This window comes from Mycobacterium bourgelatii, assembly GCF_010723575.1.
GTDB classification, from domain to species: Bacteria; Actinomycetota; Actinomycetes; order Mycobacteriales; family Mycobacteriaceae; genus Mycobacterium; species Mycobacterium bourgelatii.
In genome coordinates, this window is sequence record NZ_BLKZ01000002.1 from 259,183 (window position 1) to 279,422 (window position 20,240).

The 20,240-nt window shown below is 68.7% G+C and carries 17 protein-coding genes and 1 pseudogene; 4 read left to right on the forward strand and 14 right to left on the reverse strand.

The genetic code is table 11. The features are described 5' to 3' along the window. Positions 1 to 75: 75 nt before the first annotated feature. Positions 76 to 2,700: pseudogene (locus G6N68_RS31910) on the forward strand (PE family protein); the annotation flags it as partial. A 1,462-nt stretch (positions 2,701 to 4,162) separates the two neighbouring features. Here G6N68_RS31910 and egtE read toward each other — a convergent pair. The 11 genes from egtE to G6N68_RS26340 all read right to left on the reverse strand — a co-directional run bounded on the left by egtE (position 4,163) and on the right by G6N68_RS26340 (position 15,226). After that, complete coding sequence (gene egtE, locus G6N68_RS26290; RefSeq protein WP_163719133.1) at positions 4,163 to 5,317, reverse strand: ergothioneine biosynthesis PLP-dependent enzyme EgtE; 1,155 nt, start codon at positions 5,315 to 5,317, stop codon at positions 4,163 to 4,165. Positions 5,318 to 5,346: 29 nt separating this feature from the next. Further along, entirely contained in the window at positions 5,347 to 6,312 is a 966-nt protein-coding gene (gene egtD, locus G6N68_RS26295; RefSeq protein WP_163719134.1) for an L-histidine N(alpha)-methyltransferase, read from the reverse strand. Positions 6,313 to 6,323: 11 nt separating this feature from the next. Further along, positions 6,324 to 7,031, reverse strand: coding sequence for an ergothioneine biosynthesis protein EgtC (gene egtC / locus G6N68_RS26300; protein ID WP_163719135.1), 708 nt, complete (start codon positions 7,029 to 7,031; stop codon positions 6,324 to 6,326). Beyond that, a complete protein-coding gene (gene egtB, locus G6N68_RS26305) occupies positions 7,031 to 8,308 on the reverse strand; it encodes an ergothioneine biosynthesis protein EgtB (protein ID WP_163719136.1) in 1,278 nt (425 codons plus the stop codon). The genes egtC and egtB overlap by 1 nt, the downstream gene beginning before the upstream one ends. Continuing rightward, a complete protein-coding gene (gene egtA, locus G6N68_RS26310; RefSeq protein ID WP_163719137.1) occupies positions 8,305 to 9,567 on the reverse strand; it encodes an ergothioneine biosynthesis glutamate--cysteine ligase EgtA in 1,263 nt (420 codons plus the stop codon). Before egtA ends, egtB begins: the two co-directional genes overlap by 4 nt. A gap of 207 nt (positions 9,568 to 9,774) precedes the next feature. Further along, positions 9,775 to 10,203 (reverse strand): organic hydroperoxide resistance protein, encoded by a 429-nt coding sequence (locus G6N68_RS26315; protein WP_163719138.1) that lies wholly within the window; start codon positions 10,201 to 10,203, stop codon positions 9,775 to 9,777. 36 nt (positions 10,204 to 10,239) lie between these two features. After that, positions 10,240 to 11,682, reverse strand: a complete 1,443-nt coding sequence (locus G6N68_RS26320; protein WP_163719139.1) for a catalase — start codon at positions 11,680 to 11,682, stop codon at positions 10,240 to 10,242. Between the two features lie 232 nt (positions 11,683 to 11,914). Further along, the gene (locus G6N68_RS26325; protein ID WP_163719140.1) at positions 11,915 to 12,334 is read right to left on the reverse strand and encodes a hypothetical protein; all 420 of its coding nucleotides are present in this window, start codon (positions 12,332 to 12,334) and stop codon (positions 11,915 to 11,917) included. Between the two features lie 131 nt (positions 12,335 to 12,465). Next, entirely contained in the window at positions 12,466 to 12,831 is a 366-nt protein-coding gene (locus G6N68_RS26330) for a hypothetical protein (RefSeq protein WP_163719141.1), read from the reverse strand. A gap of 91 nt (positions 12,832 to 12,922) precedes the next feature. Next, positions 12,923 to 13,960: an aspartate-semialdehyde dehydrogenase gene (locus G6N68_RS26335; RefSeq protein WP_163719142.1), complete on the reverse strand. Its 1,038-nt coding sequence runs from the start codon at positions 13,958 to 13,960 to the stop codon at positions 12,923 to 12,925. After that, positions 13,961 to 15,226 carry an aspartate kinase gene (locus G6N68_RS26340; RefSeq protein ID WP_163719942.1) on the reverse strand — a complete coding sequence of 422 codons (1,266 nt, stop codon included), beginning with the start codon at positions 15,224 to 15,226 and terminating at the stop codon, positions 13,961 to 13,963. It abuts the gene before it with no gap. Between the two features lie 93 nt (positions 15,227 to 15,319). Between G6N68_RS26340 and G6N68_RS26345 the strand changes: the two genes are divergently transcribed. After that, entirely contained in the window at positions 15,320 to 15,760 is a 441-nt protein-coding gene (locus G6N68_RS26345; RefSeq protein WP_163719143.1) for a TIGR02611 family protein, read from the forward strand. Between the two features lie 55 nt (positions 15,761 to 15,815). Here the strand turns inward: G6N68_RS26345 and G6N68_RS26350 are convergent, their stop codons facing one another. After that, positions 15,816 to 16,067: a hypothetical protein gene (locus G6N68_RS26350; RefSeq protein WP_163719144.1), complete on the reverse strand. Its 252-nt coding sequence runs from the start codon at positions 16,065 to 16,067 to the stop codon at positions 15,816 to 15,818. Positions 16,068 to 16,182: 115 nt separating this feature from the next. On the opposite strand from G6N68_RS26350, the gene G6N68_RS26355 reads away from it, so the two are divergent. Together G6N68_RS26355 and leuA are read left to right on the forward strand one after the other, a co-directional pair. Next, positions 16,183 to 16,326 carry a hypothetical protein gene (locus G6N68_RS26355; protein WP_163719145.1) on the forward strand — a complete coding sequence of 48 codons (144 nt, stop codon included), beginning with the start codon at positions 16,183 to 16,185 and terminating at the stop codon, positions 16,324 to 16,326. Between the two features lie 239 nt (positions 16,327 to 16,565). Then, positions 16,566 to 18,368: a 2-isopropylmalate synthase gene (leuA, locus tag G6N68_RS26360; protein WP_163719146.1), complete on the forward strand. Its 1,803-nt coding sequence runs from the start codon at positions 16,566 to 16,568 to the stop codon at positions 18,366 to 18,368. Here the strand turns inward: leuA and G6N68_RS26365 are convergent. Next, the gene (locus G6N68_RS26365; RefSeq protein WP_163719147.1) at positions 18,365 to 18,574 is read right to left on the reverse strand and encodes a hypothetical protein; all 210 of its coding nucleotides are present in this window, start codon (positions 18,572 to 18,574) and stop codon (positions 18,365 to 18,367) included. The genes leuA and G6N68_RS26365 overlap by 4 nt on opposite strands. 545 nt (positions 18,575 to 19,119) lie before the next feature. Further along, positions 19,120 to 20,112 carry a DEDDh family exonuclease gene (locus G6N68_RS26370; RefSeq protein ID WP_163719148.1) on the reverse strand — a complete coding sequence of 331 codons (993 nt, stop codon included), beginning with the start codon at positions 20,110 to 20,112 and terminating at the stop codon, positions 19,120 to 19,122. Between the last annotated feature and the right edge of the window lie 128 nt (positions 20,113 to 20,240).

Here is a 20,240-nt window from a genome sequence, read left to right on the forward strand (position 1 = left end):
TGAGTTTGACCGAACAGCGATAGGCTCCTGTACTGCGGCCTGGCCGGGTCGTGCCGATTCGGATGGAGGTGCAGGATGTCGTTTGTAAGCACTCTGCCCGAGCTGGTCGAGTCAGCGGCTTCCGATCTGGCAAGTCTGGGAGCACGGATCGGCGCGGCCAATGCGGTGGCGGCCGCATCGACAAGCGACATCGCGGCCGCGGCCGCCGATGAGGTGTCGACCCAGATCGCGGCGGTGTTCGGCCTTCACGCTCGCGACTATCAAGCGCTGAGCGCCCAGGCGTCGATGTTCCATTCCCAGTTCGTGAACGCGTTGATGGCGGCGGGCAATTCCTATGCCGCGGCCGAGGCCGCCAACGCCTCGCCACTGCAGACTGTCGTGGACGACATCCTGGCGGTGATCAATGCGCCGACCAATCTCTTGCTAGGTCGGCCGCTGATCGGCGATGGCACCCACGGAGCGCCGGAGACCGGGGCGAACGGCGGAGCCGGTGGGATCTTGTGGGGAAACGGCGGCAACGGTGGGTCCGGGGCGCCCGGGCAGGCCGGCGGCCGCGGTGGTGACGCCGGGCTCTTCGGCAACGGCGGCGCGGGGGGCGCTGGCGGCGTCGGCACGACCGGCAGCCTGGGCACTGCGGGCTCCCTCGCGCTACCGAACGGCGGCCTGGGCGGAACCGGTGGCACCGGCGGCACCGGTGGAGCGGGTGGTAGCGGCGGTCTGCTGTTTGGCAATGGCGGTGCTGGCGGGCTGGGTGGCGCCGGCGGGGTCGGCGGGACGGGCGGGACGGGCGTCAACGGCGCACCCGGCGTGGCCGGCAGCATGACCAACGGCGCCGGCGGTGATGGCGGCAATGGCGGCGTGGGCGGCATGGGTGGCATGGGCGGCGCGGGCGGGGCCGGCGGCAAGGGTTCGGTCCTGTTCGGCCAGGCCGGCGCCAACGGCAACGGCGGCAACGGCGGCACCGGCGGCAGCGCCGGCACGGCCGGTACCGGCGGCGCGGGCGCAGCCGGCACCGTCGACAACCCGAACGGCGGTGCCGGTGGCCACGGCGGTGACCCGGGCAGTCCGGGTCTAGGTGGCAACGGCGGCGCCGGGGCAACCGGCGGCGCGGCGGGTGCGGAGGGCGCCGCGGTCACCACGGGCGGTGACGGCGGCGTCGGCGGGGCCGGCTACGACGCCAGCACCGGTGTGGTCGCCGGCGCCAGCGGCGGCAACGGGGGCAACGGCGGAGCGGGCGGCAGGTACGGCAACGGTGGGGCCGGCGGCGCCGGCGGTAACGGCGCCCACGGCGCCGACGGCATCACCGGCAACGACGGCAACGGCACAAATGGGACCGCCGGCGGTGGCGGCGGCAACGGCGGCAACGGCGGTAGCGGCGGTTCGAAGGCCGGCGACGGCGGTAACGGCGGGATATCCGGCGTCGGCGGCAACGGCGGTAACGGTGGCAGCGGCGGCACCGGCGCCGCGGGCGCACTAATGATCCTCGACGGTGCCGGAGGAACCGGTGGTAACGGCGGCAACGGCGCCGAGGGCGGTACCGGCGGCAACGGCGGGCAGGCGGGGCTGCGGGCCCCGGCGGCAACGTGGGACTTGACCGCAACGGCGGGGCCGGCGGCACCGGCGGCAATGCCGGTGCGGCCGGGACAGGCGGCGTGGGCGCGGCTGGCGACATCGGCACCCCCGACGGCGGCAACGGCGGACAAGGTGGTAACCCCGGCACCGCCGGCAGCGGCGGCACTGGCGGCGCCGGCGGCGGCGACGCCCTGCCCGGTCTCGACGGCGCCGATGGCTTGGCGGTGACCACCGGCGGTGACGGCGGCGCCGGCGGGGCCGGCTACGACGCCAGCACCGGTGTGGTCGCCGGCGCCGACGGCGGCAAGGGCGGGGACGGCGGCGCCGGCGGCACCTACGGCAACGGCGGCGCGGGCGGCGCCGGCGGCAACGGCGCCAATGGCGGCGCCGGCAGCAATGGCGCCGGCTCGGGCGACCCCGGCACGGCGGGCACGGCTGGTGGGGCCGGCGGTGACGGCGGTAAGGGTGGCGCCGGCGGGCAGCACGGTGCTGGCGGCATCGGCGGGGCCGGCGGTAGTGGCGGCACCGGCGGCGCCGGCGGCAATGGCGCGGCCGCTACCACGCCCGGCGGGACCGGCGGGATCGGAGGCGACGGCGGGCGGCGGGATCGGCGGTAACGGCGGGGCCGGCGGCGACGGCGGGCAGTTCGGCAACGGCGGCAACGGCGGCAACGGCGGGGTCATCGGTGGCGGCGGCAAGGGCGGCGACGGCGGGGCCGGCGGTCCCGACGGCGGAAATGGCGGGGCCGGCGGCAATGGCGGGGATGCCGGCTTGGGCGAGGCCGGTTGGCCCGGTGGCAACGGCGGGGCCGGTGGCGACGCCGGACAGTTCGGCAACGGCGGCAACGGCGGCGACGGCGGCGCCATTGGGGCCTCGGGAGCCGGCGGCAGCGGCGGCAACGGCGGGGCCGCCAGTAGCCCTGGCGGTACGGGTGGAACTGGCGGGCCTGGTGGCGGCGGGGGGGCCGGCGGGGGCAGCGGATGGGGCGGTGCCGGTGGCAATGGTGGCTCGATCTCCGGTGACGGCGGTAACGGTGGGACCAGCGGGGGCGCCGCCGCCAGCGGCGCCGGCGGACAGGGCGGGGCAGGCGGCCAGGCCGGCAGCGGCGGGACGGGAGGGGCCGGCGGCGCCGGCGGACCGGGCAGCCTCGCGGGCTTCGGCGGGGCCGGCGGTAACGCCGGGCAGCAGGGCAACGGCGGCGACGGAGGCGCCAGCGCGACCGCCGGCAACGCCGGCGACGGCGGAGCCGGCGGCCACGGCGGCAACGGCGGCATCAGCGGCACCGGCGGCAACGGCGGCAACGGCGGCAACAGCGGTGTGGCCGGTAGTGCCGTAACTGCCGGGTCGGGCGGCAATGGTGGCTCAATCTCCGGCGATGGCGGCGACGGTGGCGTCGGCGGCGGCGGCGGATCAAGAGGGGCCGGCGGAGTCGGCGGCAACGGCGGCAGCGGCGGCACGATCTCCGGCGACGGCGGCAATGGCGGCAAGGGCGGCGGCGTCGTCTCTATCATGGGCGGCTCGGGCGGGATCGGCGGCGCGGGGGGCGCAGCCCCCGGCAGTGGCACGGGCGGCAACGGAGGAGCGGGCGGCGCGGGCGGCGGCGGCGGAATCGGGGGCGCCGGTGGCACGGGCGGCGATGGTGGCTCGGTCTCCGGCGACGGCGGTAACGGAGGCAACGGCGGGCCGCACCTGTTTAGCTCCGGCGGGACCGGCGGGGCCGGCGGCGACGGCGGTCTAGGCGGCGGCACGGGCGGGGCCGGCGGCGACGGCGGGGTGGCCTTTGTCGGCGGCGACGGCGGGACCGGCGGCACGGCACTAGGTTCCGGCAACGGCGGCAACGGCGGCGAGGGCGCGGGCGGCAGCATCGGCGGGACGGGCGGCAAAGGCGGAGCCGGCGGAGCCGGTACCGCCACACAACCCGGCGGCGACGGCGGCGACGGCGGTGCCGCCGGCACCGGTGGCACGGGCGGCGACGGCGGGAACGGTGGCGCCGCCCACGAATCCGGCAACGGCGGTGCCGGTAGTAACGGCGGCAACGGCGGACAGGGTGGCTCCGCGAGTGAGGGCGGGACCGGTGGCGCCGGCACTCCGACTCAGCCCGGCGGTACCGGCGGCGACGCCGGGCCCGCCGGTGAGGGCGGTGTCGGGGGTGACGGCGGGGCGGGGGGCGCCGCAAACGGATCCGGCAGCGGCGGAGCCGGCGGCGACGGTGCCAGCGGGGGCGACGGCGGGTTCGCCCAGGCCGGCGTCGGGAACGGCGGCAACGGCGGGGACGGCAACCCGGGCGGTGCCGGCGGCAACGGCGCGAGCAACCGCAACGGCGGCAACGGCGGCAACGGCGGCAACGGCGGCGCGTCGGCGCTGGGAACCCCTGGCGGCGGCGGAGCGGGCGGAATCGGTGGCAGCCCCCTGAACTCCCTCGGCGCAGGTCCTGGCGGGACCGGGGGCACGGGGCTGGGCGGTGGCAATGCGGGCAACGAGGGCGCCGAAGGCGTCGGGGCCAACGTCGGCGCCGACGGCAACCCCGGCAGCCCCGGCTGACGACGTTCCTACGGCCCAATGATGGTCAGTCCCCGGCCCGACGACCTAGCTACCCCGCCGCGGTCGCGGCGGCCAGCGCCTCGGCGAAGATTCCCAGGTCCTCGGCCGTGCTGTCCACGTGCGGCGAGATCCGCAACACCGGGGCGTCGAGCTCCAGCGGCGCGCGCTGCGGTCCGGCATACGTGGTGACGATTTGGCGCTCCGCGAGCAGCCAGGCCCGCACCGCTTGCGGGTCAGCGCCGCCGACCGGCACCAGTGTGGTGATCGCGCTCGGCTCCTCCACCTCTTCGACCACCGACCAGCCGGGCACATCGGCCAGCACGGTCCGGCTGATCCCGCCCAGCTCCGCGAGCCGGGCGCGCACCGACTCCGGACCGTAGCCCAGGTACTCACCCAGCGCCACCGAAAAGCCCACCCGCGCAGCGATATTGGCCTCCCCGAACTCGAGTTGCTGAGCCACCGTCGCCGACCCGGCCCACGCCGGCGCCGCCAGCCGCGGACGAAGCCGCCCCATCAGGTCGGGGCGCACCGCCAGGAAGCCGACGCCCCGCGGCCCGGCCATCCACTTGCGCGACGACGAATACATGACGTCGGCCCCCACCGCGCAGTCCACCTGTCCCAACGCCTGCGCCGCGTCGACGACCAGCGGCAGCCCCAGCTCGCCGCAAAGCTTCGCCACCATCGGCAGCGGTTGCACGACGCCGCGGTGGCTGGCCACCGGGGTCAAATGGACCAGATCGGGCGGGTCCTCGTTCAGCTCATACGCGGCATCGTCAAGTGCCAGCCTGCCGTCTTCCAGGGTCGGAAGCGTGCGCACGGTGAACCCGTGGGCGGCCATCAGGGCCAGGTTGGGCCCGTATTCGCCGGGGAGACAGGCCACCTTCCTCGCACCGGTCGGCCAACTGCCCAGCAGCAGGTCCAGCGCGTGCAGCGAGCCGGTGGTAAAGACCACCTCGGCATCCGGGATCCCGGTCAGCGTGGCGGCCGCCGCCCGCCCCGCGTCGAGCGCGGGCTGGGCAGCCTCCGCCGCGACGTATCCACCAACCTCGGCCTCGTGCAACGCGTGCTTGGCCGTGGCGTCGAGCACCGCAAAACTCTGGCGGGAACAGGCCGCGCTGTCCAAATGCAGCCCGGCAGCCGGCGGGCGGGCCGCCCGCCATCGGTCGGCGAGCCGGAGGGGCTCATTGGCGCCGCTCCTCCTCATCGCTTCGCTCTGCATCGTCGCCGGCGCGCTCACTTCACAGCCAGCGACAGGCCGAAGTCACCGGCGTCGTCCGTCCACCATTGACTGCGACGCAATCCGGCCTCGGCCAGTTCCGCTCCGACGGCGTCGGGCCGGAACTTGCACGAAACCTCGGTCAGCATCTCCTCGCCCGCCTCGAAGTCCGCGGTCAGATTGAGCGCACCCACGTGCACGCGCTGTGAAGTGTCGGCGCGCAGCCACATCTCGATGCGTTCCTCCACCACGTTCCACCGGGCGACGTGCCGGTAAGCGTTGACGGCGAAGTCCGCATCGAGTTCCCGATTGACGACGGTAAGAACGTTGCGATTGAACCGGGCCGTCACCCCGGCAGCATCGTCGTAAGCGCGCACCAACCGGGCGGCATCCTTGACCAGATCGGTGCCCAGCAACAGGCTGTCTCCCGTCCGCATGACGCTGGCCAGGGTCGCGAGAAACTTCGCACGCGGCACGGGCGTCAGGTTGCCGATCGTCGACCCCAAGAACACGAACAGGCGCCGACCGCCGCCGGGAATCTCGGTCAGGTGCTCCTCGAAATCCCCACAGACAGCCTGGATTTCGACACCGGAATACTCGCGCTGAATGGCGGCCGCGCTCTCCGACAAGACGTTGGCGTCGACGTCGAAGGGCACAAACTTGCGCAGCGACCCACATGCGCGCAGCGCGTCCAGCAGTTGTCGGGTCTTCTCCGATGTTCCGCTGCCCAGTTCCACCAAGGTGTCGGCCTCGCTGGCCGCCGCGATCTCGACGGACCGAGCGCGCAGGATCTCAGCCTCGGCGCGGGTCGGATAATACTCCGGCAGCCGGGTGATCTGGTCGAACAGCTCGCTGCCCACCGCGTCGTAGAACCACTTGGGCGGCAAGGATTTCGGCGTCTGTTGCAGTCCTTCCAGCACATCGCGGCGCAAAGCGTGATACGCCGAGTCCTCAGCCAAGTAATTGGACAGCGACAGCGTCATCGAAATCCTTTCTACACCAACGGGATAAACGTGACTCCGCCCGCGGCGACATCCACCACGTGGCGGTCCGGTACGTCTTCCCACCGCGGGTCGTCGTCATAGGGCTCGCTGGCCAGCACGACACCGTCGTCGCGCCGCAGGATCGACAGGGTGTCTCCCCAAGTGGTGGCGACAAGCCGAGAGCCGTTGGCCGCCAATATGTTCAGCCGGGCGAGCGGGTCCGCATCACCGATTTCTACGATGGTGTCACCCAGTGCGTCCATCCCGCGCTCGAAGATGGTGGCCGCCAAAATAGCGCTGTCGCAGACGGATTCGGCCAACCGAGGCACCGGCAGTAATGCCCGGTCCACGACACCGTTGTGCGATAGCAGCCATTGACCGTCGGTGAACGGCGCCGTCGCACTGGCTTCTATCGGCATGCCAACCGTCGCCGAGCGCACCGCCGCGACAACACAGTGGCTGCGTAACGCCGGTGCAACCGATGCGAACGACGCGTCCCCCCACAGTGGCGCCGGACTGCGCCATCGCCGGGGCACCCCCTCGTCCGAAAAGTCCCCGGAAGCGCGGCCGAAAAAGCCGACCCCCCAACCGTCGGCATTCATCAGGCCATGTTTTTGCCGGCGCGGCGCGTAGGACTGGACCCGAAGGCTGTGCGGCGGATCCAGCACCAGTGTGGAAACCGCCACGGGCGCACCGAGCCAACCGAGATGACGGCACATCAGACGTCCCAGGCCAGGCGGACGCCGGAAAAAATCTGCCGACGATACGGGTGATCCCAGTTGCGGAAGCTGGGCCGCAGGATGTTCGGCGCCACGGCCCACGATCCACCGCGCAATACCCGGTAGTCGCCGTCGAAGAACGGCTGGGAGTACCGCCGGTAGATCATCGGCGCGAACCCCGGCCAGGGCCGCAGCGGCGAACTGGTCCATTCCCACACGTCGCCCAGCATCTGCTCGACCTCGTACGCCGACGCGCCTTGCGGGTAGGCGCCGACCGGAGCCGGGCGCAGCGCTGCACCGCCCAGGTTGGCGTGAACGTCTGAGGGTTCGGCCGCTCCCCACGGGTATCGGCGCCGGCCCTGGGTCGCCGGATCCCATGCGCAGGCTTTTTCCCATTCGATTTCGGTGGGCAGACGAGCTCCGGCCCAAGCGGCGTAGGCCTCCGCTTCGAAGTAGGTGACGTGCTGAACGGGTTCGTCGGCGGGAATGTCTTCCACGTGGCCGAACCGGGTGCGCGTGCGTCCGTCCGGGTTCCAGAATTGCGGCGCGGTGAGGCCGGCGGCTTGGTTGTGCTCCCAGCCGCGGCTTGACCACCAGCGCGGTTGCGCATATCCGCCGTCGTCGATGAAGTGTCGCCATTCGCCGTTGGTGACGGGGACACGGCCGATGCGGAAGGCCGGCACGTCGACAAGGTGGCCGGGGCGCTCATTGTCCAGCGAGTAGGGCTCCGTTGCGGCATCCACACCCAGCACAAAAGGGCCGCCGGGCACCAGCACCGACGTTCCGGACAGTTCCGGCCGGCCGGGGGGCAGCGGCGCCGTCTCCCGCAGTAGTGGCGGGCCGTCACGTAGGTTCAACGCCTGCAGCATGGTTTCGTTGTGCTGATGTTCGTGGCTGATGACCAGGCCGAACACGAAGTCTTCGGCGTCGGCGGGCAGCGCATCGAGGGCGTCCAACGCGGCGGAGCGCACGTCCCGGCAGTACGACCGCGCGCGGTCCGGGGCCAGCAGCGGCAGGTCGACCCGACTTGCGCGGGAATGCACGAACGCGTCGTAGAGACCCTCCACCGCCGGCGGCAGCATGCCCGGCTTGTTCAGGTCACCGCCGCGCAACAGCCACAGTTCTTCCTGCTGGCCGATGTGCGCCAGATCCCACACCAGTGGGCTCATCAGTGGGTCGTACTGGCGGTAGAGCTCCGCGTCGTCGAAATCCACCAACCGCAAGGTGCGCGTTCGCGCCCGAGCCAATTCGTCGGCAAGCTGTTCCCGGGAAGTCACGGCCCGCCCTGCGCCAGTTGCGTGACCGTCTGGGCGATGCCGTGCTCGAAAACCACGTCGGCGAAGTCGTCCGCCGGGCAGCGACCCCGCTCAACATTCCGGATCAACGGTTGCATCGCATCGCCGAGCGCCGGCGGAACCCGATCGGCGGCGATGCTGATACATCGCTTGGCCGCCCGGCGCAGGCGCCGCTCACCGAGGCCCACGCGCGCGGCGGTGTCCCAGGCGGTGGCCACCGGTTCGACGGCCTCCGCGGCCAGGTCGGCTGCCACAGGATCGTCGAGCAGGGTCACCATCGTGGCCACCACAGCCGGCCAGTAGCGATCCGGCAGGCTGTCGAGGTAGCGGATTTCCAGCCACTGGCGGGGGCGAACCGGCGGAAAGAGCGTGGTCAGGTGGTACTCAAGGTCTGCCACCGTGGGCCGGCGGCCGCCGAGCAGCACCCGACCGTCTACCCAGTCGGTGAAAGGCACGTAATCAGTGACGGCCACAGCGTCCGGTTGATGCACCAACATCACCGGCGCCTTGAGCGCGTAGCGCGCCCAGTCGGTGCCGGGATCGTCGCCGCTGGCACCCAGAATCGGGCCGCAGCGCGCGGAATCCATCTGGCCCCACACCCGCTGTCGGCTGGATTGCCAGCCGGAGAAGTCGCCGTTGAGCATGGGCGAGTTGGCGGCGATCGCGATCATCGTCGGCCCCAGCGCATGGGCCAGTCGTACCCGTGTCGCCCAGTCGGCCTGCGGCCCAGCGTCCAGATTGACCTGGATCGACGCGGTCGACGTCATCATTGCCGCGCCTGCTTCCCCACTGCGACTGGACGCGAAGAACTGCTCCATCGCCCGATACCGCGCTCCGGGATTGATTCGCTTGGGCGGGCGCAACGGGTCCGCGCCCAGGAAAACCAAGCCCAACCCCGCTTCGGCGAAGGCCGAGCGCAGCACCGCCTGATCGCGGGCCATGGCGTCGATGGCCGGCAGCGCACCCACCATCGGCGGACCCGACAGCTCTACGGCACCGCCGGGTTCCACGCTGATCGCGCTTCCGCCCGGCAGTGGATTCACCCACTTCAGCACGTCGCCGATGTCGTCCCAGCTGGGTCTGCGCAGCGGATCGGCCGGATCGAAACAGTGCCCCTCGACTTCCAAACCGACGCAGCCCACCGGACCGTCGGCCAAGCACCCTTCGGCAATGTATTCCGCTGCCGCTGCCGAGCTGCGGATCTCTGTATCGACCGCGGTGCTGCTGGCGGCGAACGTCATATCACGATCCCTCCGGGCCCGGAGCTTGCGCAGCTACTGGGAACGATAGCCGTCAATACTTCATCTTCCAGACCACGCCGACATATTCCCGTTTGGTCGCGCGGGCTAACCGGATCCGCAATAACCGCTTGTCGCTACTGACCGAGCGCGTTCTGCATCGTTCGGTCTGCGGACTTCAGCGCCGTGACGGCGAACCTCACTTGAGGCTCAGACCTTGGCCGAGACTTCCACGTCGATGTTGCCCCTGGTCGCCTTCGAATACGGACACACACCGTGCGCCTGCTTCACCAGGTCCTCGGCCTGACTCTGCTCCAGGCCGGGTAGATAGCCGACGATCTTGCCGGTGAGCCCGAACCCGCCCTCGGAGTCCTTCCCGAAACCGACCTGCACGGTGACACTGGTGGCGTCGTCGAGCTTCACCTTGGCCTTGCCCGCAACCAACCGCAGCGCACCGAGGAAACAGGCCGCGTAGCCCGCGGAGAACAACTGCTCGGGGTTGGTGCCCTCACCGTTGCCGCCCATCGCCTTTGGCGGACGGGTCTCCATGTCGATTCGACCGTCGTCGGACTTGACGTGGCCGTCACGCCCGCCGCCGGTCGCCGTGGATTCGGTGGTGTAAACGACTTCGATGCTCATGCTCTTCGATCATGCCAGGCATCGAACGTCGAGTCTTCAGCCGCCGCGGACGCCTTCCTCGACCTTCTTGCCCAACTCGGGGTCAACGTTTCGCCAGTACTCGAACACCCGCGACAACACGGGCTCTTTGACACCCTTGGATGCGTGCCCAACGATGTTGTGTACCAACCGGTCTCGGGCATCGTCGTCCATAACGTCACGGACCAGAGTGCCGGCCTGACCCCAGTCGTCATCCTCGGCGTGCAAGGTATACGCCGAACGAACCATCTGCCCGTCGGCGAACCAACGCACCTCCGCCGCGCGGGCCGGGTCGGCGTGCGGTCCGCCGTATGAGTTGGGTGCATAGACCGGATCGGACACGTTCTTGATCCGCATCGCTCCATCTTTGGAGTAGCTGTTGACCTCCACCTGCGGCGTATTGACCGGAATTTGCTTGTAATTCGTTCCCAGCCGGGCCCGGTGGGCATCGGAGTAGGAGAACCCGCGGGCCAGCAACATCTTGTCCGGGCTCAGTCCGGTGCCCGGCACGATGTTGTTGGGTTCAAAGGCGGCCTGCTCTATCTCGGTGTGGTAGTCGGTGACGTTGCGGTCGAGTGTCAACTTGCCGACGTCGATCAGCGGGTAGTCACCGTGCGGCCATACCTTGGTCAGGTCGAACGGGTTGAACCGGTAGGACTTGGCCTCCTCGAACGGCATGATCTGCATCTTGAGCGTCCAGCTGGGGAAGTTGCCGCCCTCGATGGACTCGTACAGGTCCCGCTGGTGATAGTCGCCGTCCTCACCGGCCAGCCGGTCGGCATCCTCCTGCGTCAGGTAATCGATGCCCTGATCGGTGATGAAGTGGTATTTCACCCAAAAGATTTCGCCGTTGGCGTTGATCCAGCTGTAGGTATGGCTGCTGTAGCCGTTCATGTGCCGCCACGTCTTGGGGATGCCCCGATCCCCCATCAGCCAGGTGACCTGATGCGCCGACTCCGGTGAAAGAGTCCAGAAATCCCACTGCATGTTGTGGTCGCGCAAATTGTTTGCCGCCATTCGCTTTTGCGAGCGGATGAAATGCTGGAACTTCAGCGGGTCGCGAATGAAGAAGACCGGGGTGTTGTTCCCCACCATGTCGAAGTTGCCTTCGCTGGTGTAGAACTTCAGCGCGAAGCCGCGCGGATCGCGCCAGGTGTCCGGGCTGCCTCGCTCCCCGGCAACGGTGGAAAACCGGATCAGCGTGTCGGTCTTGGTGCCCGGCTGGAACACCGCGGCGCGCGTGTATTTGCTGACGTCGTTGATCACCTCGAAGTGCCCGAACGCGCCGCCACCCTTGGCGTGTGGCTGGCGCTCCGGAATCCGCTCGCGGTTGAACTGCGCCATCTGCTCGATCAGGTAATGGTCTTGCAGCAGAATCGGACCATTGGGGCCGATGGTCAGCGATTGATCGTCACTCGGGGCGGGATTGCCGGCATCGTTGGTGGTGTATCGCTCCGTCATTTTGCGATCTCCTCGCTACTGGGCTGGTACAACGGAAACTGTAGAGCCGCAACGCATTTTGACCCCGACATCACGTCACAGCCGAATCGCGTTGCATAGCAACGCTTTTGAAGAAAGCTGCCGCGTAGCCCGACGCCCTCTTCAGAGGGCCGGAAGGGCTGGTGCGCGACACTACGGTCACATAGCCCAGTATGCGCCTGGTTAAGGCAACTACAGAAGCGGGTGTATGCGGCTAGCGTCCCGGCGGAGGGCTCGGCACGGTGGGCGCAGACGTCGGCGGCTGAGCGGGACCCGTCGGAGTACCCGGACCGCCGGCACCCGGCGGCGGGCCACCCGGGAAACCGGGGCCCACACCAGGGGGCGGCGGCCCACCGGGGAATCTGAACTGCCACCCCGGACCCGGGCCGCCCGGACCGCCGCCCGGACCCATTTGGCCGTGATGGTGATGACGGTGGTGATGACACTTCCCCGCACCGAACACCATGGCACCCGCAAAGAACAGGGTCCACGCGATGAATGTGATGCCGGCGATGATCACCACCCACGCCGCGACGCGGTAGAGCCTCGGCGGCTTTTCCACCACCCGCCCTGGTGGCGGTGCGGCGGTTGTGACGGGGCCTGCCTTGGCTGCGGGCTCGGGCGTTTCAGTCATGTCTTGAATATCGCGCAGTGCCGCAACAGCCGTAAAGAGTCAAGGACACAAAGTTGTCATGAATTAACGCGTTTGAGGCCCGGCGCTCGAGTGAGCGCCGGGCAATTGGCAACCCTGCCGAAAACGCTGGCTTATCGACCCGGTGTCGTGGCGGGCGCCAATGATGGCGCGACCGACGTCGGGACCTGACCCGGTCCAGCCGGACCGCCCGGAGCGACGGACGCGGGCGGGCTGTTGGGGACTCCCTGCTGGTGCATCATCCCGTGGTGCCGGTGGTGCTTGAAGTGATGGCCTCCGCCGTGACCCGCGGCTAACCCCAGCCGGAATCCGGAGAAGAAAATGACCGCGACGATGAACACGGTGCCGGCGACGATCGCCACCCAGGCTGCTGCTTTGAAGACCCTGGGAGTTTGCTGCACCGTTGCGACAGGCGGCGGGGCAACCGCAGTGGCCGTCGACGCTGTTGGGATTTCGTTAGTTTCACTCATAAAACGCATGATGCTCCGGAAACCGGGCAAGTCAACTATGCGCTACTTATGTAGCAGCTGTGAACGGACCGTTTAGTGCTGGAACAGCGCGTTTCGCGCGTCACAGTTGGGCGGCTAGCAACTCTGCGATCTGGATGGTGTTGAGCGCCGCCCCCTTGCGCAGGTTGTCCCCCGCGATGAACAGCGCCAGCCCACGCCCGTCCGGGGCGCCCGGGTCCTGCCGGATTCGGCCGACCAGTGATTCGTCGACACCGGCCGCGTCCAGCGGCGTGGGCACGTCGACCACCTTTACCCCGGGAGCGCCGGCAAGAATGTCACGGGCCTGCTCCGGGGTGATCGGCCGAGCGAACTCGGCGTTGATCGACAACGAGTGACCAGTGAACACCGGCACCCGCACGCAGGTGCCGCTGACCAACAGGTCGGGGATGCCCAGGATCTTGCGGCTCTCGAAACGCAGCTTCTGGTCCTCGTCGGTCTCGCCGGAGCCGTCGTCAACCAACGAACCCGCCAACGGGACCACGTTGAACGCGATCGGCGCGACATACTTCTTCGGCGCCGGGAAATCCACTGCGCGGCCGTCGTGCACCAACTGCTCGGCGCCGTCGATGACCGCGCGGGTCTGCTCGGCCAACTCCGCTACGCCGGCCACACCGCTGCCGGAGACCGCTTGATAGGACGATGCCACGAAGCGCACCAACCCGGCCTCGTCGTGCAGCACCTTGAGCACCGGCATCGCGGCCATGGTGGTGCAGTTCGGGTTCGCGATGATGCCCTTGGGCCGCTGACCGGCGTCCCGCTCGAAGTTCACCTCGGAGACCACCAGCGGGACTTCGGGGTCCTTGCGCCAGGCCGACGAGTTGTCGATCACCGTGGCGCCGGCAGCGGCGAACCGCGGCGCCTGCACCCGAGACATGGTCGCCCCGGCGGAGAACAACGCAATGTCCAACCCGGCCGGGTCGGCCGTCTCGGCGTCCTCGACCTCGATCTCCTGGCCCCGGAAGGGCAACTTACGGCCCTGCGAACGGGCGGAGGCAAAGAACCGCACCGAGTCGGCCGGGAAGTCGCGTTCTTCGAGCAGCGTACGCATCACTTGGCCCACCTGGCCGGTGGCGCCGACTACACCTATCGAAAGGCCCATCTATCGTCCCGTTCCCGCATACACCGTGGCCTCTTCCTCGCCGCCGAGGCCGAATGCCTCGTGTAACGCAACGACGGCCTTATCTAGTTCGGTGTCGCGGCACAAAACCGAAATGCGGATCTCGGAGGTGGAGATCAGCTCGATGTTCACGCCGACAGCGGCCAGCGCCTCACAGAACGTCGCCGTCACACCGGGGTGGCTGCGCATGCCGGCCCCGATCAGCGACACCTTGCCGATGTGGTCGTCGTAGAGCAACTGGGTGAAGCCGATCTCCTCTTTGAGCGAGTCCAGCTTGGCCACCGCGGTGGGCCCGCTGTCGCGGGAGCAGGTGAAGGTGATGTCGGTCTTGCCGTCCTCGACCTTGGAGACGTTCTGCAGGACCATGTCGATGTTCACATCGGCTTCGGCGACGGCTCGGAACACCCGGGCCGCGTACCCCGGGATGTCCGGGATACCGACGATGGTCACCTTGGCCTCGCTGCGGTCATGCGCGACACCGGTCAGAAGGGGGCTTTCCATGGATATGTCCTTGATCGATCCGGTTACGACGGTGCCGACCTTGTCGGAGTACGACGAGCGGACGTGCACCGGCAGGTTGTAACGGCGGGCGTATTCCACACAACGCAACATCAGCACCTTGGCGCCGCAGGCCGCCAACTCGAGCATTTCCTCGAAGGTCACCGTCTCGAGCTTGCGGGCGTTACGCACGATCCGCGGGTCGGCGCTGAAGATGCCGTCGACGTCGGTGTAGATCTCGCAGACGTCGGCTTTCAGCGCCGCGGCCAGCGCGACCGCTGTGGTGTCCGAGCCACCGCGGCCCAGCGTGGTGACGTCGCGGGTGTCCTGGCTGACGCCCTGAAAGCCAGCCACCAGCACTATTCGGCCTTCGTCGAGGGCGGCTTGCACCCGTCCCGGCGTGACATCGATGATTTTCGCGTTGCCGTGCGTGCCGGTGGTGATCACGCCGGCTTGGGAACCGGTAAACGACCGGGCGTGCGCGCCCAGCGATTCGATGGCCATGGCCACCAGCGCGTTGGAGATGCGTTCGCCGGCGGTGAGCAGCATGTCGAGTTCCCGGGGCGGCGGGACAGGGCATACCTGCTGCGCCAAGTCCAGCAACTCGTCGGTGGTGTCGCCCATGGCCGAGACCACCACCACCACGTCGTTGCCCTGCTTCTTGGTTTCGACGATGCGCTCGGCGACGCGACGAATCCGGTCGGCGTCAGCCACCGACGATCCGCCATATTTCTGGACGACGAGCGCCACCATCTCCCTTTCTTCCCCGGCTATAAGTCCACAACAGGATACGGGTCGGCGCATCTTGATTGATTTCCACGTCATTGCGGGAATACCGGAGACATGGCCGGAAATGCCGACAAACCGCGTGGTGGCCTTCGCCGCCGCCTGGCTGGCGCGCGCGATCGGCTGCGCACCTGGCCCGCGCTCGATGTGACCTACCGCATCTTGGTCGGCATTGTCGGACTGGCGTTGTTGTGCGTCGGGATCATCGCAATCCCGTATCCGGGTCCAGGGTGGGCGATCGTGTTCCTGGGCCTAGCGGTCCTGGCTACCGAGTTCACTGTCTTCCGGCGGCTGCTCAAATACGTGCGCGGTCGGTACAACGCGGTGATGCGGTGGTTCCGCCGACAGCACGGGGCGGTGCAATTCATGGGCACGCTGTTGACGGCGGCGGTCACCGTGGCGACGTTGTGGGTGATGGGCGTGCCTGGGTGGATGGCCGAGACCGCCGGCTGGGATCTGACATGGGCGCAGAGCCCACTGGGCTTTGGGGCCGGGTGACCCGGGTGACCCGTCTTCGGGTGGTGTCGCCCAGATCGTCCCCGAAATCAGACCGTCAAGCGTTGCCTCGCCACCACCGATAAAGGGTGTCGATGTCGTTGCCCTCGACGATGCCGAGTCTGCGTATGTCATCGTCGGTCCAGATCACGGCAGGTTTGCCCGCGGCAGAAGTCCCACACTCGACCAGACCCGCCGTCTGATCGCGGTAGCTATCGCCCCACGTCCCGGGTGAAGCTTGATCACCCGGGCAGGACGACGCCACCGAGTAACCGGCTACGCCCGCGCCGTGCGCGAAATTTCTGGTCACGTCATTGGGAGTGGCATAGAGCAAAAACACTGCGTGCGAGGGTCCGCTCGGGTCGCTGCTCTGGCCGCACACCACCCGCTCGAGTGACCCCTCCACCGGGTCTATCTCTTGACAATTGCCTGATGAGAAGCCGGCCGGCAACGTTCCCATCAGCTGGCCCGAGGGCGCCGCGGCGCAATCGGCCGTGGCACCGAGAACAGCAGCGCCGCCGCAGGCGGTAATCGCAGCCACCCTGGCGACCCAGCAAGTCGCGGCGTGACTTGCACTGATGAACGACCTCATCGGCAAAGGCTATCGGTAGGCACGTCTGATCTCGGCCGACTTATCTAGCACGAGGCGGCGGTTTTGGCTACTGGGCCGCGCACGGTAGCATTCAGGACGTGCATCGGGTGCTCCTCCTCGGACGCCGCGACGGGGTCTGATCCAGACCGGCTTCCCGTCGCGGGGGTTCGCAATGCGCCGGTCTGAGGTCCCCCAAAATTCACCGGAGCAACTACCGTGACCAATTCTGATTCACCCGACGTCTATCGTTCAGCCCGCACCATCGTCAAACCGGACGGCCCAACTGCACCAGGTCAGCCCGTGTGGAACCCCCAGCGCAACACGTCGATGCCGGTCAGCAGGTATCGGCCGTTCGCCGAGGAAGTCGAACCCATCCGCCTGCCCGACCGCACCTGGCCGGACCGCGTCATCGAGCGCGCGCCCCTGTGGTGCGCGGTAGACCTGCGCGACGGCAACCAGGCGCTGATCGACCCGATGAGCCCGGCCCGCAAGCGCCGCATGTTCGACCTGCTGGTGCGCATGGGCTACAAGGAGATCGAGGTCGGATTTCCCTCGGCCAGCCAGACCGATTTCGACTTCGTCCGCGAGATCATCACCGACGGCGCCATTCCCGACGACGTCACCATCCAGGTGCTGACGCAGTGCCGACCCGAGCTGATCGAGCGGACCTTCCTGGCGTGTGAAGGCGCCAACAAGGTGATCGTGCACTTCTACAACTCGACGTCGATCCTGCAGCGCCGCGTGGTCTTCCGGGCCGACCGGGATGCGGTGCTGGCGATCGCGACCGACGGCGCGCGCAAGTGCGTCGAGGAAGCCGCCAAATACCCGGGCACGCAGTGGCGGTTCGAGTATTCGCCGGAGTCCTACACCGGTACCGAGCTGGAATACGCCCGGGACGTGTGCAACGCCGTCGGCGAGATCATCCAGCCGACGCCGGACAACCCGATCATCTTCAACCTGCCCGCCACGGTGGAGATGACCACGCCCAACGTCTACGCCGACTCGATCGAGTGGATGAGCCGCAACCTGGCCAACCGGGAGTCGGTCATCCTGAGTCTGCACCCCCACAACGACCGCGGAACTGCCGTTGCCGCAGCCGAATTGGGCTACCAGGCCGGCGCCGACCGGATCGAGGGCTGCCTGTTCGGCAACGGCGAGCGCACCGGAAACGTCTGCCTGGTGACGTTGGGGCTGAACCTGTTCTCGCGCGGCGTGGACCCGCAGATCGACTTCTCCAACATCGACGAGATCCGGCGCACGGTCGAGTACTGCAACCAACTGCCGGTGCACGAGCGGCACCCCTACGGCGGTGACCTGGTCTACACCGCGTTTTCCGGCAGTCACCAGGACGCCATCAACAAGGGCCTGGACGCGATGAAGTTCGACGCCGATGCCGCCGACACCGACGTCGACGACATGCTCTGGCAGGTGCCTTACCTGCCCATCGACCCCAAGGACGTCGGGCGCACCTACGAGGCGGTGATCCGGGTCAACTCCCAGTCCGGCAAGGGCGGGGTGGCCTACATCATGAAGACCGACCATGGTTTGGCCCTGCCGCGCCGGCTGCAGATCGAGTTCTCGCAGGTGATCCAGAAACTGGCCGATGGCGAGGGCGGCGAGGTCTCGCCGAAGGAGATGTGGGAGGCGTTCTCCGAGGAGTATCTGGCGCCGATCCGGCCGCTGGAGCGCATCCGACAGCACGTCGATGCCGCCGAGGAAGACACCGGCACCACCAGCATCACCGCGGCCGTCAAGATCGACGGTGTCGAGACCGAGATCAAGGGCGAAGGCAACGGGCCGCTGGCCGCGTTCGTCCACGCCCTGGGCACCGTCGGGTTCGACGTCGCCGTGCTGGATTACTCCGAGCACGCAATGAGTGCCGGCGACGACGCGCAGGCCGCCGCCTACGTGGAGGCTTCGGTCGGGGGCAAGACCGTCTGGGGTGTGGGCATCGCGCCGTCGATCACGACCGCATCGCTGCGGGCGGTGGTGTCGGCGGTCAACCGCGCCGTGCGCTAGCCCAGCTTGGTCAGCAGCGCGCTGGCCAGGCGCTGGGCCTGCGCACACGTGTCGGTCACAGCCGTCAGGTAATACCAGCGCTTGAGCACCGTCACCGCCGCATCCGGCCCCGGCGTGCAGTACGCCTGTTCGCCGAGGTTGGGGACCTGCTCGACCGGACTGGTACTGGCTGCTTCCTGCTTGATCCTGGCGAAGGTGCCGGACACCAGTTGCGGCAATCCATGTTGGGTTGCCTGCCGTCGACGCAGTTTCCCCAGAACAGGGTGAAGCTGACGGTGTTGCCTTCCGCCGGGACCGATTCACAGTCCTGTTGGCCAAGCCCGTTGTGCGTTCGCGTTGGGGCCGGATACGGCTTGCCTACGGCCTGGCTGACGTCATCGGCACTGAGCAGTGCGCACAGGTTCGCGGGCACGTGCACGACGTCGCTGGTCGCGCCGTTCGCGTCGCCCCCGCACGCGGTCAGCGTCAGCGCGGTTCCCAATAACGTCACCGCCGCGGTTGCCGCACGTCCCCTCCGCATCGGTTCAACGTATCCGCCCACCTGCGGTGGCGTGACTACAAAACCTCGGCCAGATTGCTAGGCGCTGCCAAACCGCTAGACGGCGAAGTACGCGCTGATCAGTCGGTCGACCAGGCCGAGCTTGCTGAACAGGTAGCCGTTGAGCAATCGGCTCAGTTCTTCCATCTGGTCGGGCGGACTTTACGGCCGCGGCAGGGCAGGGCGGGTGCGCAAGTGTTCGACGTGGGGTCTTCAGAAGAGGGCGAATTGCTCGTCGACGAGGGTGGTGTCCACGAAATGCTCCATGGTTCGGCCGCCGACGACCGAGCCGACACGGTCAATGAATTGGGTGTCGGAAACCACCGGTACGCCCAGTTGTAAAGCGCGGTATCCCTTGCCCTGTTCCGGCGCGATGTCGTTGCAGACCACCAGCGAGGTGTCGCGGTCAACGTCGTCGGCGTAGGCCAGGCCGGCGTGCAATATCCGTTCGACGAGTTCCTCGTGAGTGCGTCTCACCTCGGCAGCCAGTGCCACGCGCATGCCTTGGACCAGCGGCCTGCCGGCGACGTAGCGGCCGGGGTTGAGGTACGGGCAGGGCATGCGGGACGCCAGTGCCTTCAGCGGTCGCAGCTCGTCGTGGGTCACCCTGCCGTTCGGCCAGCGACGTCGGGTGACGGGATGGATCGGCAGCCAGACGTCGCGGTCACGGGCCCGCTCCAATGCGGGTGCCAGGATCCCGCTGAGCACGCGCGCGTCGTCAAACGCGTCGTGCGGGCGTTCCTGGGCGACGCCCCAGTGCGCGGCCAGGGTCTCCAACCGCAAATTGTCGAGGCCCAAATCCAGTCGCCGGGCCAACTCGACCGTGCACATGACCGAGTCCACCGGGAGTTCGGCGTCGGCCATCTCTGCCTCGGCAGCCAGAAACGCATAGTCGAACGCGACGTTGTGCGCCACCAAGGTGCGGCCGCGCAGCACCTTCGTGACGTCGCCCACAATGTCGGCGAATTGCGGCTGGTCCTCGAGCATCGCCGCCGTCAGGCCATGCACGTGTGTCGGCCCGGGGTCGACTCCGGGGTTGAGCAGGCTGACCACGGATTGCTCCACCCGGCCCGCAGCGTCCAGGCCGAGGACAGCGAGGCTGATGATCCGGGCTTGACCCGGCCGGAAGCCCGAGGTCTCGACGTCGATAACGGCCCAACCTGCGTCCGGCTCGCGCGCCGGACGACCCCAGGAAATCCGGTTCATGGCATGAGGATGGCACGTCAGACCGACATGCCATCCTCACCGCGCATCGTGTCGGCCATTTTGCTGCGCGGCGATTACCTGCAATCCCCCTGCGCCCGGCGCGGCGAGGGCCGCGCTTGCGATCGCAC

What these genes read in the sequence shown, in the direction of transcription:
- egtC (WP_163719135.1), bottom strand. Translation starts at nt 7,031, where the DNA reads ATGTGCCGTCATCTCGGTTGGCTCGGTGCGCCCGTGGCGGTTTCCACA.
- egtA (WP_163719137.1), bottom strand. Translation starts at nt 9,567, where the DNA reads ATGACGTTCGCCGCCAGCAGCACCGCGGTCGATACAGAGATCCGCAGC.
- G6N68_RS26335 (WP_163719142.1), bottom strand. Translation starts at nt 13,960, where the DNA reads ATGGGCCTTTCGATAGGTGTAGTCGGCGCCACCGGCCAGGTGGGCCAA.
- G6N68_RS26370 (WP_163719148.1), bottom strand. Translation starts at nt 20,112, where the DNA reads ATGAACCGGATTTCCTGGGGTCGTCCGGCGCGCGAGCCGGACGCAGGT.
- G6N68_RS26315 (WP_163719138.1), bottom strand. Translation starts at nt 10,203, where the DNA reads ATGAGCATCGAAGTCGTTTACACCACCGAATCCACGGCGACCGGCGGC.
- G6N68_RS26330 (WP_163719141.1), bottom strand. Translation starts at nt 12,831, where the DNA reads ATGCGTTTTATGAGTGAAACTAACGAAATCCCAACAGCGTCGACGGCC.
- G6N68_RS26345 (WP_163719143.1), top strand. Translation starts at nt 15,320, where the DNA reads ATGGCCGGAAATGCCGACAAACCGCGTGGTGGCCTTCGCCGCCGCCTG.
- G6N68_RS26320 (WP_163719139.1), bottom strand. Translation starts at nt 11,682, where the DNA reads ATGACGGAGCGATACACCACCAACGATGCCGGCAATCCCGCCCCGAGT.
- egtD (WP_163719134.1), bottom strand. Translation starts at nt 6,312, where the DNA reads ATGACGCTGTCGCTGTCCAATTACTTGGCTGAGGACTCGGCGTATCAC.
- G6N68_RS26325 (WP_163719140.1), bottom strand. Translation starts at nt 12,334, where the DNA reads ATGACTGAAACGCCCGAGCCCGCAGCCAAGGCAGGCCCCGTCACAACC.
- egtE (WP_163719133.1), bottom strand. Translation starts at nt 5,317, where the DNA reads ATGAGGAGGAGCGGCGCCAATGAGCCCCTCCGGCTCGCCGACCGATGG.